This window comes from Margalitia sp. FSL K6-0131, assembly GCF_038008735.1.
GTDB classification, from domain to species: Bacteria; Bacillota; Bacilli; order Bacillales; family Bacillaceae_C; genus Margalitia; species Margalitia shackletonii.
In genome coordinates, this window is record NZ_JBBOZS010000001.1 from 1,939,131 (window position 1) to 1,954,787 (window position 15,657).

The window sequence follows — 15,657 nt, forward strand, 5'->3', positions numbered from 1 at the left end:
GAGGTCAGCATACACCCAAAAAGGTAAAAAAGTAAGAACAAAATCAAAAGGGGTTCGGAATGTGACCATTCCGAACCCCTTTTGTCTACAATCTGCCACAACGGAATGTTGTGGTTTTTTTTGATAGTAATAAACTTAATAATTCATGAATATGTTTGTTATAAAGTTAATTGGTAGGCTGTTTCCGTATAAATTATTGCTTTTTCGTCATTTGTTTTAAATCCTAATCTAGACTCAGATTCGGGGCATCTTTTCTTAAAAAAAGACACTTTTCTTTAACGTGAATGTTAAGAAAAAACGGTTTTCCTATTTAAAAGCAACAAAGTTTAAGAAAAGAGCCTTTGCTAAGATTCATATTTTGTTTGCTTTTATCATAGAGTGTTAATGACATTATGACTTACTTTTTGTATAGGAATTGAAGGGAGGAAGCCGCTTTGTCCGAAAATCAATCGTCTTTACGATTTTCATTAGAGGAATCTGTTTGGTTTAAAAGGGGACAGGAAGTTGAAGAGCTCTTATCCATATCTTTGGATCCTCATATTACAATCCAGGAACAGGAACAATATATTATTATTCAGGGGAAATTATTTTTAAGTGGTGAGTTTAGAAATAATGCAGAAGTTGTGGATGAAGAAGAAGTATCATGGCAAAAAAAATATGTTCATACATTAGAATATCGTGAAGAAGAAGGATTGTATGAGTTTAATCATCAATTCCCTGTTGACATAACTATTCCAAAAGAAAAGGTAGAAAATGTATCTAATTTGGATGTAACAGTCGACTCTTTTGACTACGATCTGCTTGATAACCTTTGTTTAAAGCTTAATGCGGACTTAACCATCTCAGGATTACGAAATGAAGAGGAGGATAATTCAGTAGAAGAATTGCAGCAGGTTTCTTCATACCGTAATCAAGTTGATACAGATCAGGATGATGAAAATGGTGAATTGGAATATGACTCGTCAAATCAAGTTGATTTAGAGGAACAATATCATGAAGACGAAGAACTAATTCCCATCTATAATCTTTCTCGAAACGATAATGCCGACTACGATGATGAGGAAGTGGAAGAGGAAGAGGAGGAAGAATTATATCAACCATTTAACGTAGAGGTCAGAAAAGACCCTAATGAAGATGTATACGATTCAGATGAACAAGGGCCATCCGTAGCATTTGATGTTCACCATACAAATCCGCAAAATCAGAATCCCTATAATGTTTATCCATTTTCACAATCGCCATTGGATGAATCATTGGAACGTAAAAAGAAGAAGGTAATCGAAAAGGATGAAGAATCTTCATCGTTTACTGAGATAGAATTGGTGCATGATGAATCTCCTAATAAACATTACGAAGAACTTACTTTTGAGGAAAAAGATATTGTAGAAGAAGTGGAAGTAACAGATGAAAGTAAGAAGAAAAAGAAAAAAACCAAGTATGAATCCATATCTCTTACAGATTTTTTTGCGCGCAAACAAGAAGAAAAAGCTGCAAAGTTAAGGATGTGTATTGTCCAATCAGGAGAGACATTAGATTTTCTGGCGGAAAAATACAATATCAGTGTTCAGCAAATTTTAAGAATGAACCATATGGAAACAAATCAAAGTGTTTCGGAGGGTCAAGTTTTATATATTCCTTCATACGCGGGTAAAAAATAATAAGCGAGTTGTATATATAAAGAAGGTGAGTATAGGCTGAAATTTTTTCTCACCTTCTAGCCTACGATAAAAGAGGAATAGTTTTACGTATCGAAGTCCCACCTCCAAAAGTAGGATGTATTTGCATAAATGAATTCGCTGTTCTTGGATAGCAGGTGGTGGAATGAAAGATTCATCCTTTGATGAAATGACAGCAATTGTTAACCAATATGGAATAAGAGTAAAATATGCCGAGCAGTACGGAAAGACGTGGAAGGTTTATTCCGACAACGGCATTTATGCATTAAAGAAAATACTTCCGCAAAGCGGTATTGATTTCGTCCGAAATGTTCAAGCCTTATATCAACGAGGCTATAATCGTATAGTTCCAATCTATCCAACGATGGATGGAAGGTATGCAATTTTGGAGCAAAATTATTTGTTCTATTTGATGCCTTGGCTTTCCAATGAAGAAAAAGAGGATCGAAATGAAAAACACCAAAAAATGTTCAGAGAGCTTGCCAGACTTCATACTCTATCAATGAAAAACATACCGATAGAGGCGGAAGAAAGAAAAGCACATTTTGAAAATACTCTGGACGGGTGGGAACGGGAAGAAGAATTTTTAACGGAGTTTCTTGAATCTAGTGAAAAGAAATGGTATATGTCACCTTTTGAATTACTATTTTGCATGTTTTACAATGACATTAGAAGAGCACTTGATTTTTCAAAAAAGAAGCTTGAGGAATGGTATGAAAATTCTAAAGAGGTAAAAACAGGCAGAACCGTCATAACACATGGAAAAATATCGACAGAGCATTTTTTATACGATGATAGAGGTTACGGTTATTTTACTAATTTTGAAAACTCAAAAATTGCTTCTCCAATTCAAGATCTATTACCGTTTTTATCAAGAACTCTGCAAACATATCCTAAACGATTTGATGAATGTATCGATTGGATTTACACTTATTTTGGACATTTCCCATTTAAAGAAGATGAGAAATTATTATTTTTAAGTTATTTAGCACATCCTGGCCCAATTTCCAGAACAGTTCAAGAATATCGTCTGCAAAGGTCCAAAAAAGCGGAGATTAAATTTGTGAAGGAATTGCAAAGTCATTATTGGCTGCTTAAAAACACAGAATATGTTGTCGTTAGAATGAATGAAATGGAAAATAGAGTGCAAATGGCAGAAACGGAACCCAAACCTAAGGATTAAGAAGGTTTGGGTTATTTTATTGTATCGACTGTCTAGCGTAAGCAGATATCGGCTAGCGGATTTCTCCCTCTCCTCCCTACGATAAGTCAACATCAGCTCGTGAACTGCCTCACTGTGTTTCCTTTATCTCGAGGTGAGCGACTACGAAATCCGTACGGCGATGGGCAAGCCTTCCACATTTCTTAAAACCATTCAAAATAAAAAGCAAGGGCAATTAATATAAAGATTGCTAATAGTAATACATCAAAGGTTGTAGGAATGAGTATGGTGCGAATACCTTGGAATATGGCAAATGGAATAATTAATTGTTTACATATTCCTTTAATTGTTTTCATCCACGATTGAAATGTGTATTGATTAAACTTTTTTTTCATCTCCTCACCTTCCACAGCTTGATACCATATAAAATATGACAGAAAGATAATTTGGTGAATCCGCCTAAGAGTAATCATCGCTTTTCCATGTTTTCTGACCGTATAAGACAAAAGATGTGCAATTTAAAGTAGTGAACAAGAATATTTTTTAAAAAAATAGGGAAAAATAATTGACTATAGTCACTGAAATTCGATACTATATAGAAAAAAATAAAATAAAAAGCATTGATTGGGAAGAGTACGATTGTAGTCAACTTCAAGAGAGGGAAATTGTTTGCTGAAATATTTCCTAAGTTTGACAGATTGGAAGGTCGCCCATGAGCAGCTTCAGTGAAACATTGTAGTAATTGAAGCCGGTGAAAAGCCGTTATTCGTTTTAAGTGCCAGACATTTATTTTTTTATGAATGTCTGTGAAAAAAGGTGGTACCGCGAATCCGCTCCCTTCGTCCTTTTGACGTAGGGAGCTTTTTATTTTTCAGAAGGTACTATGAAGAAAGTGAGGAACGAAGATGGAAGAAAATGAATTAAAGATGTCGACGAAGTATGAACCGAAAGCTGTTGAAGACGGTCGATATGAATGGTGGATTAATGGAAAGTTTTTTGAAGCCAAGGATAACCCAGAGAAAAAGCCTTATACAATTGTTATTCCGCCGCCAAATGTAACAGGAAAACTTCATTTAGGCCATGCTTGGGATACCACCCTGCAAGATATTTTAACGAGAATGAAAAGAATGCAAGGTTACGATGTATTGTGGCTCCCTGGAATGGATCATGCAGGTATTGCCACTCAAGCAAAAGTAGAAGGAAAACTTCGTGAAGAAGGTAAAAGCCGTTACGATCTTGGCCGTGAGAAATTTCTTGAGGAAGCCTGGAAATGGAAAGAAGAGTATGCTGCATTTATTCGTAAGCAATGGGCAAAACTGGGACTTGGCTTAGACTATTCCCGAGAACGCTTTACCCTTGATGAGGGATTATCAGAAGCAGTTAAAAAAGTATTTGTAACTTTGTATAAAAAGGGACTAATTTATCGCGGTGAATATATCATTAACTGGGATCCAGCAACGAAAACAGCCCTTTCCGATATAGAAGTTATTTATAAAGATATTCAAGGTGCCTTTTACCATATGAATTATCCGCTATCTGATGGTTCAGGTAGTATCGAAATAGCCACAACAAGACCAGAGACAATGCTTGGTGACACTGCAGTTGCTGTTCACCCTGATGATGACCGCTATAAACATTTAATTGGAAAGACGGTTATCTTACCGATTACAGGACGTGAAATTCCGATTGTTGGCGATGATTATGTTGACATGGAATTTGGTTCTGGTGCAGTTAAAATTACCCCTGCACATGATCCGAATGACTTTGAAATCGGCAATCGCCACAATCTTGCTCGTATTTTAGTTATGAATGAAGACGGTACAATGAATGAAAATGCCGGTAAATATGAGGGATTGGATCGTTTTGAGTGCCGTAAACAGATTGTAAAAGACCTTCAAGAGCAAGGTGTATTATTTAAAATTGAAGAGCATATGCACTCAGTTGGTCACTCTGAACGTAGTGATGCTGTTGTAGAACCATACCTATCAACACAATGGTTTGTAAAAATGGGTCCGCTTGCCAAAACGGCTATTGAATTGCAACAGCAAGAGGATAAGGTTCATTTTGTACCGGAACGCTTTGAGAATAATTATTTACGCTGGATGGAAAATATCCACGATTGGTGTATATCAAGACAATTATGGTGGGGACACCGAATTCCTGCTTGGTATCATAAACAAACAGGAGAAATCTATGTTGATGTAGAGCCTCCTCAAGACATCGAAAATTGGGAACAGGATAATGATGTTCTTGATACTTGGTTCAGTTCAGCATTGTGGCCATTTTCGACGATGGGCTGGCCGAATGAAGAAGCTACTGATTACAAACGTTATTATCCGACAGATGCATTAGTTACAGGCTATGACATTCTTACATTCTGGGTTTCAAGAATGATTTTCCAAGGCTTAGAATTTACAGGAAAAAGACCGTTTAAGGATGTATTAATTCATGGTCTTGTTCGAGACGATCAAGGAAGAAAAATGAGTAAATCATTAGGCAACGGTGTTGACCCAATGGATGTTATAGATCAATATGGAGCAGACGCTTTACGCTATTTCCTTGCTACCGGAAGTTCACCAGGTCAAGATTTACGCTTCAGCATTGAAAAAGTGGAGTCTGTATGGAATTTCGCGAATAAGATTTGGAATGCATCTCGTTTTGCCTTAATGAATATGGAAGGCTTAAAGTATGATGAAATTGATTTAACAGGCGAAAAATCTGTAGCAGATAAATGGATTCTTACCCGCCTTAATGAAACGATTGAAACAGTTACAAAGCTTGCTGAAAAGTATGAGTTTGGTGAAGTTGGCCGTGCCCTTTACAACTTCATCTGGGATGATTTCTGTGATTGGTATATTGAAATGGCAAAGCTTCCTTTATATGGGGAAGATGAAGCTGCTAAAAAGACAACAAGATCAATCTTGGCATATGTTCTCGACAATACGATGAGATTGCTTCATCCATTCATGCCATTCATTACCGAGGAAATTTGGCAAAACCTTCCTCATAGTGGCGAATCTATTACAACTGCGAGCTGGCCGCAAGTAAATCTCGATTTCCATGATGAAAAAGCGGCAAATGATATGAAACTCTTAGTTGAAATTATTCGTTCCGTACGTAATATTCGTTCCGAGGTTAATACACCGCTAAGCAAAAAGATTAAAATCTTTATCAAAGCGAAAGATGAAACCATACAAGAAACACTTAATAATAATACAGCTTATATCGAACGTTTCTGCAACCCTGAGGAATTAGTGATCGGAATCGATATCAGTGCTCCGGATAAAGCGATGACAGCAGTTGTAACAGGAGCTGAAATTTTCCTTCCGCTTGAAGGATTGATTAATATTGAAGAAGAACTCGCAAGACTACAAAAAGAATTAGAAAAATGGAATCAAGAAGTAGAGCGTGTTCAAAAGAAACTAAGTAATGAAAAGTTCGTAAGTAAAGCACCGCAAAAGGTAGTAGAGGAAGAGCGTGCAAAGGAAAAAGATTATCTGGATAAACAAGCGGCAGTTAGTGCCAGAATTTCCGAATTAAAAGGAGAATAATAACGTAATAATGGAAGGCGAATCACTTAAGGGATTCGTCTTCCATCTATTTAAAAAGAAGGTGCAAAAACTAATGACTACATACGATGAAGCGTTAGAATGGATATTATCGAGATTGCAATTTGGTATTAAACCTGGGCTAGATAGAATGAAATGGATATTGGAGAGACTGGGTTCACCTGAAAAGGATTTAAAGGTTATCCATGTAGGCGGAACAAATGGAAAAGGATCAACTGTCACTTTTATCCGATCCATTCTAAATGAAGCCGGTTACAAAGTTGGTACTTTTACATCTCCATCCATTGAAACATTTAATGAACGTATCAGCATTAATGGTGTTCCCATCTCCGATAATGAAATGGTAGAGTTAGTTCGTATTATAAAGCCTTTGACAGAGGAATTAGAAACAACTGATCTCGGGAGCCTGACAGAGTTTGAGGTAATTACAACCATGGCTATTTATTATTTCGCAAGGATAAATCCAATGGACTTTTGCGTTTTCGAAGTTGGCCTTGGAGGTAGATTGGATAGCACTAACATCTTAGAACCAATTCTAACCATCATTACAACTATTGGATTTGATCACATGAATATTTTAGGTGATACCATCGAAAAAATAGCATTTGAAAAAGCAGGAATTATAAAAAGCGGAATCCCATTAATAACTGGAGTAGAACAAAATAGCGCACTTTCCGTCATTACTGAAAAGGCAGAGAAAATGAAAGCGGATGTAAAAATCCTTAACAAAGATTTTTATGAATCTAATCGGCTTTCCGTAAATACGGGAGAAAGGTTCACTTTTTCCGTGGACGAAGTAACTCTTAAAAATCTTGAAATTAAAATGTTAGGTGAACACCAGGTTAAAAATGCAGCATTGGCCACTATGGCAGCTCTTCTATTAAATATTCAGGAGCAGCATATTAGGAATGGATTATTAAAAGCATTCTGGCCGGGAAGGTTAGAGATTGTTCAAGAAAATCCCCTTATATTAATAGATGGTGCACATAATCCTGAAGGTGTTGAAGTGTTGGTTAAGGCGGTAAAGGAACGTTATCAAGACAAAAAGAAAAAGGTATTGTTTGCGGCATTGCGAGATAAGGACTTAACCAAAATGTTTAAGGAACTTCGGAAAATAAAGGGAGAATTTTATTTTACACAATTTAACTCACCAAGAATAGAAACTGCCCAAAATTTAGCGAAAATAAGTTTAATAGAAAATGGGAAAGCATATGAAGAATGGCAACCAATTCTTGCAGATTTAATGAAGAGTTTGGGTGACGATGAAATGCTTATCATTTGTGGCTCTTTATACTTTTTAGCAGAGATAAAGCCCTACTTAAAAACTTATTTAGAATAAGGTTATCACCTGTTTGATAGTGACATTCTTATAGCTATTTGGTAAAATATTTTAGAACATTATGACTAATTAACCAGGAGAAAAGGAGGGAGAAAAATGAAATTAAATAATAAATTGTCGATTATCCTATTACTTTGGTTTTTAATAGTGCCAATCGGCGTATTTTATACCTTTCAATTTTTCCCTCCAAAACCTGTAGATGTACCTGTGATTATCGCTTTTTGTGTATTGGCAGGTATTGTTTCCTATTTTCCGATTCATATTAATTCAAGCCCAATATACATTTTTCAATGGGTTAATATGGCGGGCTTTATATCCTATGGATTGTTTTTTGAATTAATTCTTACTCAGTTTTCCATAATAGTAGTTTTAATGTCGCTGAAGGTAAAAAAGGAAGAAGCATATCGATATCCTTATAATTCAATTATGTTTTTTGGAATATCTCTTCTTAGCGGCATTCTTTATTTTGCTATTGGAGGAAGAATAGGATTTACATCCCTTCAAGACAATATTCTTCCGATTATTATATACGCGATAGCGAATGTCCTTATTAATCATTTTTTCTTATATATATCGAATCCGTTTGTAGGAAAACGGATCAGCCTTTTCGAGCTAGATGTATTATGGGAATTATTGATTATCTGTATCGTAGTGCCGCTAAGTATTATTTTGTATTATTTAAATGAGCAGTTTTCGTATATTGCTTTCCTTTTAATTGGTCTCCCTTTTATGGGTTTTGGTTATGTAGTGAGGTTATATAATTCTTCCGAAAGATTTAATGATTATTTGCATAAAGCTGCGGAAATTGGCCATCAATTGAATGAAACCTTGGAGGTTGATGAGATTTTTGATCTTTTTATCCAGAAGGTTTCACAAACATTAACGGTCGATTATGCCTACATATTGGACGTACAAGGTGATGAAATGGTCCTTCTGCGCGGTATGGAAAATGGGCTTCAAATGCCAAATATTATTCCTCCAATTAAGAAGTATGAGGGGATAAGCGGACATGTATGGGCAACGGAAAAACCTGTTTTCTACAATAATAAAGGGGAATGGGAAAATATTGCCGACGGTTATATGCCTGAAAATATAGAGAGTATTTTATGTGTTCCTATTTTTAAAAATAAGAAGGTGGAAGGGGTTCTCTTTTTGGCTTCCACTAAGAGGGGGCAGTACGAAAAATATCAGCTGCCAATATTAGATATTCTTTGCTCTTATTTTGTCGTGGCTATCTCGAATGCAAGGCATTACGAGCAAACGAAGATGAATAGCGAGCATTGCCCTTTAACACAACTATATAATTATCGCTATTTTGATAATTTGCTAACCAATGAATTTTTGCTGCTAAATAAGGGGATCCGAAAAGAATTGTCTTTGATTATGCTGGATATTGATTCCTTTAAAATGATTAATGACACATTTGGACATCAAAGTGGAAATGATATCCTTGTCATGTTGGCAAAGCGAATAACAGGCTTGATTGGTAATCGCGGCATCGTTGCCCGTTATGGCGGAGAAGAATTTGTCATCCTTCTTAAGGATACAAGTAAAGCTGCGGCATTAAACTTAGCCGAATTGGTTCGTTTGACGATTGCTAATCGTCCATTTCTGTTTGAGAATTCATTAGATGAAAATATGGGAGAAGTCGAGGTACAAATTACCGTTAGTATAGGTGTTGCAACTGCACCTTATGACGCAGACGAGGCCATAGCTCTAATTCGCCATGCTGATCGTGCATTATATATTGGTGCGAAAAGAGCAGGAAAAAACCGGGTGGCGGAGTATGTGAAATAATACCATCTCTTTTTTAGGGGATGGTATTTATAATTTTATCTATCTTACAAGTAGATACCTAGTATAATAGTATTAGTAAACTATTATTTGTAATAGAAAATTTAAAGCATTACATAGAGGTGAAGAATGAATTTATTGATATCGCAAGTTGTATCTATAGTCATTTTTTCAATTGTTTTTTTAGCAATACCCATGAAAATAAAGGTTCGAAAAAAATTAATATTGATTCTCCTATCCATTTCTTGCTTTGGAATTGAAGAAATTACTTGGTATTTATTTGTTTGGTGGTTATCCGTATTAGTTGTTCTATTATTTATCCTTTGTATAACAATATTAATCGGTGTAAAAATCAACTGGATCGAAACGGATCAAATGAATCAGGATATCACTGCTGATAACCAAAATATACTGCCAACACCGATGTTTTCTTATCACCATTTATTAGAAAGATCTGCAGCTGCAGAAAACTTGGATTTTTCCAATAATGTATATCTGAAACCTGCTGAAATAGTGACGGAAGATGAAAGTAAATCTTTGCTGAGGGAGATTGCAGTGGCAACAGAAATACCGTATGAAGATAACGCCTTAAAAATACATAACGTTTCGAATACTGATGTTAATAGTGATTTAAAAGTTACATACAAAGAAAGCCAAGCAAATACAAATGATGATGACTTAAAGCTAATTTTTAGGAATCGCCAAAATTTATTAATGGAAAATGAAAAGCTGGATAATTTCGATATCATCGTAAATCAACATTCAGATACTATAGATCAATCCAATGTGTTAGAAAATATTCTTCAAGACAATAGCAAAAATCCTGTTAATGACGATTTGCAGCTTTTATACGACAGAATCAGGGAGGATAAGGAAAGGAGTTAAGTATGGCAAAGAAAAACATCGTTGTTTTTATAAGTATCATTCTATGTTCTACTATTTTTTTAATTATTCTTTCCCAATTAACTGTAGTCCCTCTATCATCTGTCCTTAGTAATGAAAAAGATTATTTAAAGAATACAAAAGTTGGATCCGTAAATATTAGTTCTTTGAATAGTACTAATGCCGAAGAAAAAGTGAACGCTCAAATTAATAATTGGAAAGCGAAAAAGAAAATACAATTATCTTTTTTAAATAAGAGAGTAGAACTACCTGATAATGTATTTATGTTTATGGTCTCTGATACGTTTAAATCCATCCAAAATGGAAAGGAAAATCCCTTATCGGTAGAAATTAATAATAATGAACTGGTCAGCTTATTTCGTCAGCTTGGAATGGTATCCATAATAGATGAAATAGATTTATCAAAATTGAAAGCGTTTCTGAAACAGGATGCTGCTAATTTAACCCTAACAGACCTGGATATAAATATGGAGAAATATCTAACTGGATATGATGAAATGAAACAAACAGTAATTTCTTCAAATGAGGTAGTAATATATAAGCCGAATTTTATTAATAATTGGCTGAAAGAACATAAAACGATTATATTGAAACCAAATAAGCTTTTTTCTTTTCAAAATACGGTAAAAGGTTTAACCGATGCTGACTCCTTGGGAAGACTATCCTCTGCATTATATAAGGCAATATTACAATCAAATATTCAGGTGGTGGAAAGAAACATTAGTCAGACAAAGCCTGATAATATACCTTTAGGATTCGAGGCAAATGTACAAGAGGATTTGGACTTGAAACTTTATAATCCTAATAGTGATGAAATAAAAATTATAAGTAAAAAAACAGCTTTTAATAAAATGAACATATCAATAATTGGACCAATGAGTCCATTGAAATATGTTATTTCTGAAGAGGATGAGCAAGTATATCCGCAACGGAAAATATTAGAATACGTGCCGACAAAAAATTTGGAGAGAACTATAAAAGGAAAAAATGGATACTCCATAGAGGTGTATAAGGAAGTATATTATCAACATCAATTATTAGAACGAGTGCTTGTTTCAAATGATTTTTATTTGCCGAAGGATGATGTTGAATATAAGTGTATATCAAGTAGTGGAAATAGTCTTGAAATGGATAATAATCAATTGGCAGGGGATGGTAATGAGGTAACGGAAGATAATTCAAAAAGCGAAAATAATGTTAAAACTGAAGAAGATAAGTAAATAAGATCAAAATTGTCCGTGTCATGGTAAAAACCTTCATACTAGATGTCTAGAATGAAGGTTTTTATTGTATTATTGGTATTTGACTGGTAAAGAATCAATATTTATATTAAGGTCACCTGTGTTATCATTTGATTGAATTGGCTTATTTAAAATATAGATTGTAGCAGGTGCATTTCCACAACTGCCAACATTACGAATTATTTGTGCGTTGGTTGTTGATCCGCCATTTTCACCAACATCACTGCTGCCATAAACACAGATTGTGCCATTTACCGTAATATATTTGCTAGGACTATAAAAGTTACCGTTGATTGTAATAGATGAACCGTTATCCACGTTAATATCACCTGTAAAATCTGCACTACCATAAATTTTAATAGTTGAATTTGTTGATAATCTAACATTTTTAGAAAAATATACATTTTTTCCAAGTGTCAAATTTGATTCATTAAGCTCTAAGGAATTGCCGAAAGTAGTATTTCCTAATAATGTTAATTGAGATCCTTGAGGTAGAACTGCTTTATTGAACTTCGAATCACCACTTATGGTAAGTTTAGGACCAGTTGCTTTAAAACCTAAACTCTCATTAAAAAGTGCATTTCCACCGATATTTATTTCCGAATCCGGATTAAAAAAGACGGCTTTGGTGAATATAGCATCTTTTGAAATTGTAATCTTTGAGTTATTATTCATTGTTACATCATTAAATTGTGCATTTCCATTCACGGTATAATTTCCAGTTAAAGAAAGACTTTGATTAAAATATACATCAGTGTTTAGATTACAATTAGATAAATTTGAAGTACACTGATTTGGTATTTTTCCACTTAGTACTGGAGACAACGAGGGAAAGTTTCTATTACTATCACTAATTGAATCAAATTGACTTTTGCTTGTAAAGATTCCTTCTGAATTCCCACCAGATTCTCCTGTCCCATTTGGCACCGTCAATTTATACGTTTTATTCAATGTCTTAACAGAGTCTTTAAATATTCCCTGTGTCGATACAACTAATGTGATAATTGTATTCTTTTGAGAATCTAGGGTACTTGAAATATCAATCTTATTAATATTGTAGGAAAGATTATTATCTATCGTTCTAGATTTAATTAATGGATTTAATTGATCCTTTAATTGTTGCAGCAATTCATTTACATTTTTATAGTTCTTAGTTTGAATTACCTTTAGCAAGTATTTTTCAAACAAGTTGATTCCCATTTCGGCAGCGTTTGTTTTCTGCATTTCTATATCCGAAATATTTATCTGCTTTCGAGTATTAACAGAGAGACTGAATAGAGCAGTAATCAAAATAAAGGAAATTGTAAATATTAACAATACTATGATGAGCACATGGCCTTGATTTTTCTTAAGCAAAGATCTTCCTCCCTATAGTCGTCTTAATATCGTTGACAGTTGTACTTGAATTTTAGGGTTGGTATTATCGGTTATAGTAATATCAATAGCTGCGGGCTTATTTGTCATAATGGTATAGGAAGAACCTGGGTTAATGGCAGTACCGTCTATTCTAATGGAATATTTATAATTTTTTTCGAATGTATACATCTGATTTTGCGGAGAAGTTGATAGACTTAATTTATTATCATTTGTAATATTAATCGTATATTTATCGTTCTGTTGAAATAAGGTAGTCATGGTAGTTACGATAATATTTTCTTCTTGTTCTAAATTGGACTTTACCATATTATTTTTATAAAAATTTAATGCCATGTTCAAAGTGCTAAATGCAATAATAAGTACAATGGTTCCAATCGTAATGGCGGCAAGTAATTCAATGATTGTTAAACCCATTTGGTTCTTGTAAATCTTTTTAAAATAACCCATCATTGTACCCCTTCTAAATAACCAAAAGTATGAGAAAGTAGCTTATCCTTATTCTTAGAATTGTAAATCTTTATTTCTACTCTATATAAATTTACAAGTTTTTCTTCATTGTTTTGTGTAAAAGTAGCAAAAGGATATAAATGATCATTTGTGAGATTATAGTTTGATAAGTCTACATCGGCATCTGGGGCTGAGACCTTAATTTTATTCGACTCAAGATATGCCAATGTTTTTCTAGCGAGGTTTGTTGCTTTTAAATTTATCTCATTGTGGGCAGTAAACGAATAAGATTGACCAAATATTCCGAAAGTGCATATAAGGACTATTGTCAGTAATGTGATTGCAGCAAGAACTTCGACTAGTGTAAATCCTTTTTCATTGTTTAAATGATTCTTCATTATATTAATACCTCGCAAAAAGATTTTGCTTTACCTGATACAATTTTCCATATTTCTATTTTATAATGTATTGGTATAAATGTACTACTATTTTTTGAGAGTAGGGATTACATGGTTAGAAAACGATTAGGAGATTTACTTGTTGATGTTGGTGAAATTACAAGAGACCAGCTATCAGAAGCATTAAATGCTAAAAAAGACGGGCAAAAACTTGGGGATGTATTGGTAGAAAGAGGTTTTATAAATGAACAGCAATTAATTGAAGTGCTGGAATTTCAGCTAGGTGTTCCACATGTCGTTTTACATCGATATCCAATTGATACAAGTTTAATAAAACTAGTTCCTATTGAATTTGCAATCAGAAATGTTGTTATTCCAATTGAGAAAAATCAACAGGAATTAACGGTAGCAATGAATGATCCGATGGATTATTTTGTGATTGATGATCTACGATTATCAACCGGGTTTCAAATCAAGCCGGTCATAGCTACAAAAGAAGAAATTATTGGGGCAATTCATAAATATTATCATTTTAATGAACATTTTGAAGAAGAGGAACTATCAAGTATCGTACCATTGAATCCGGAAGAAGCTCCTGCTGTCAAACTTGTCAATCAGCTATTTGCAACGGGTGTACAAATGAAAGCCAGTGACATACATATTGATCCTCAAGAGACAAAAGTAATCATTCGATATAGAGTTGATGGTGTATTAAAAACAGAAAGAATTCTTTCTAAGTCTATTTATCCTTCATTAATAGCTAGAATAAAAGTAATAGGAAATTTAAGAATTACAGAAAACCGTTTGCCACAAGACGGCCGTGTAAAATTAACAGTGCAACAAAGGCAAGTTGATTTAAGAATATCCATTCTTCCAACGATTAATGGTGAAAAAGTAGTTATTCGTATATTAGATTTACAAAATGTAAAAAAGAATATATCAGAAATTGGATTTAATAGAATGAATCTTCAATCCTTTGTTAAATTAATCGAGAAACCCTCAGGTCTTCTCCTGATTACAGGTCCAACAGGGTCCGGAAAAACTTCCACTCTGTATGCTGGACTGCATCATTTAAATTCTGAAGCGGTAAACATCGTAACGATAGAAGATCCTGTTGAATATCAACTAGAGGGAATAAATCAAGTACAAGTAAACCCGCAAATCGGACTCGATTTTTCAAAGGGATTACGTGCACTGCTGCGTCAGGATCCAAATATCATCATGATTGGGGAAATAAGAGACAGTGAAACAGTGGAAATTGCAGTAAGATCGGCATTGACTGGCCATTTAGTCCTTAGCACGATGCATACAAATGATTCTATTTCTACTATTCCGAGACTATTAGATATGAATGTTGAGCCTTATTTAGTTGTTTCGGCACTATCTGGTGTAGTTGCTCAAAGACTAGTACGAAAATTATGTAAAGATTGTACAGAACCATATGAGCCTACAATGATGGAAAAACAATTATTTGAGAAAAGAGGCTTGCAAGTTCAGACTCTCTATCGCGGCAAGGGCTGCTCCTCTTGCCGGCAAACTGGTTATAAAGGGCGATTGGCGATACATGAGCTTTTTATAATAGACGATGATATTCGTCATTTACTATATAATAATCAGAATATGGAAGAGATTAAGCTTGCAGCATTAAAAAAAGGAATGCTTTTCTTAATAGATGACGGATTGTTAAAAGCTAAGTCTGGGTTAACAACGGTTGATGAAATACTTAGAGTAACTTTACCGGACTAGGGGGA

General features: G+C 34.3%; 12 protein-coding genes and 1 other annotated feature. Of the genes, 8 read left to right on the forward strand and 4 right to left on the reverse strand.

All coding sequences use genetic code 11. The features are described from left to right. Positions 1-434 precede the first annotated feature (434 nt). The gene (locus tag NSQ59_RS09350; protein WP_340830836.1) at positions 435-1,658 is read left to right on the forward strand and encodes a LysM peptidoglycan-binding domain-containing protein; all 1,224 of its coding nucleotides are present in this window, start codon (positions 435-437) and stop codon (positions 1,656-1,658) included. Positions 1,659-1,821: 163 nt separating this feature from the next. Further along, positions 1,822-2,859, forward strand: coding sequence for a spore coat protein YsxE (ysxE, locus tag NSQ59_RS09355; protein ID WP_055739111.1), 1,038 nt, complete (start codon positions 1,822-1,824; stop codon positions 2,857-2,859). Positions 2,860-3,041: 182 nt separating this feature from the next. On the opposite strand, the gene NSQ59_RS09360 is transcribed toward ysxE, so the two are convergent. Then, positions 3,042-3,233, reverse strand: a complete 192-nt coding sequence (locus NSQ59_RS09360) for a hypothetical protein (RefSeq protein ID WP_055739112.1) — start codon at positions 3,231-3,233, stop codon at positions 3,042-3,044. 216 nt (positions 3,234-3,449) lie between these two features. Then, positions 3,450-3,688: a binding site (T-box leader), on the forward strand. 55 nt (positions 3,689-3,743) lie between these two features. Between NSQ59_RS09360 and NSQ59_RS09365 the strand changes: the two genes are divergently transcribed. From NSQ59_RS09365 to NSQ59_RS09385, 5 genes are all read left to right on the forward strand, one after another. After that, positions 3,744-6,389, forward strand: coding sequence for a valine--tRNA ligase (locus NSQ59_RS09365; RefSeq protein ID WP_340830839.1), 2,646 nt, complete (start codon positions 3,744-3,746; stop codon positions 6,387-6,389). A gap of 73 nt (positions 6,390-6,462) precedes the next feature. Then, entirely contained in the window at positions 6,463-7,746 is a 1,284-nt protein-coding gene (locus NSQ59_RS09370) for a bifunctional folylpolyglutamate synthase/dihydrofolate synthase (RefSeq protein ID WP_340830841.1), read from the forward strand. Positions 7,747-7,842: 96 nt separating this feature from the next. Continuing rightward, positions 7,843-9,543, forward strand: coding sequence for a sensor domain-containing diguanylate cyclase (locus NSQ59_RS09375; protein ID WP_340830843.1), 1,701 nt, complete (start codon positions 7,843-7,845; stop codon positions 9,541-9,543). 126 nt (positions 9,544-9,669) lie between these two features. After that, positions 9,670-10,425 carry a hypothetical protein gene (locus NSQ59_RS09380; protein ID WP_340830845.1) on the forward strand — a complete coding sequence of 252 codons (756 nt, stop codon included), beginning with the start codon at positions 9,670-9,672 and terminating at the stop codon, positions 10,423-10,425. A gap of 2 nt (positions 10,426-10,427) precedes the next feature. Next, positions 10,428-11,663: a VanW family protein gene (locus tag NSQ59_RS09385; protein WP_055739116.1), complete on the forward strand. Its 1,236-nt coding sequence runs from the start codon at positions 10,428-10,430 to the stop codon at positions 11,661-11,663. A gap of 72 nt (positions 11,664-11,735) precedes the next feature. Here NSQ59_RS09385 and NSQ59_RS09390 read toward each other — a convergent pair whose 3' ends face one another. Genes NSQ59_RS09390 through NSQ59_RS09400 form a run of 3 tightly spaced genes read right to left on the reverse strand, consistent with a single transcriptional unit; the run spans position 11,736 to position 13,906 of the window. Continuing rightward, positions 11,736-13,040, reverse strand: coding sequence for a hypothetical protein (locus NSQ59_RS09390; RefSeq protein ID WP_055739117.1), 1,305 nt, complete (start codon positions 13,038-13,040; stop codon positions 11,736-11,738). Positions 13,041-13,052: 12 nt separating this feature from the next. Continuing rightward, entirely contained in the window at positions 13,053-13,511 is a 459-nt protein-coding gene (locus NSQ59_RS09395) for a prepilin-type N-terminal cleavage/methylation domain-containing protein (protein ID WP_152982363.1), read from the reverse strand. Next, entirely contained in the window at positions 13,508-13,906 is a 399-nt protein-coding gene (locus tag NSQ59_RS09400; protein WP_340830851.1) for a type IV pilus modification PilV family protein, read from the reverse strand. The genes NSQ59_RS09395 and NSQ59_RS09400 overlap by 4 nt, the downstream gene beginning before the upstream one ends. Positions 13,907-14,017: 111 nt before the next feature. Between NSQ59_RS09400 and NSQ59_RS09405 the strand changes: the two genes are divergently transcribed. Next, positions 14,018-15,652 carry a GspE/PulE family protein gene (locus tag NSQ59_RS09405; protein ID WP_055739120.1) on the forward strand — a complete coding sequence of 545 codons (1,635 nt, stop codon included), beginning with the start codon at positions 14,018-14,020 and terminating at the stop codon, positions 15,650-15,652. Positions 15,653-15,657 lie beyond the last annotated feature (5 nt).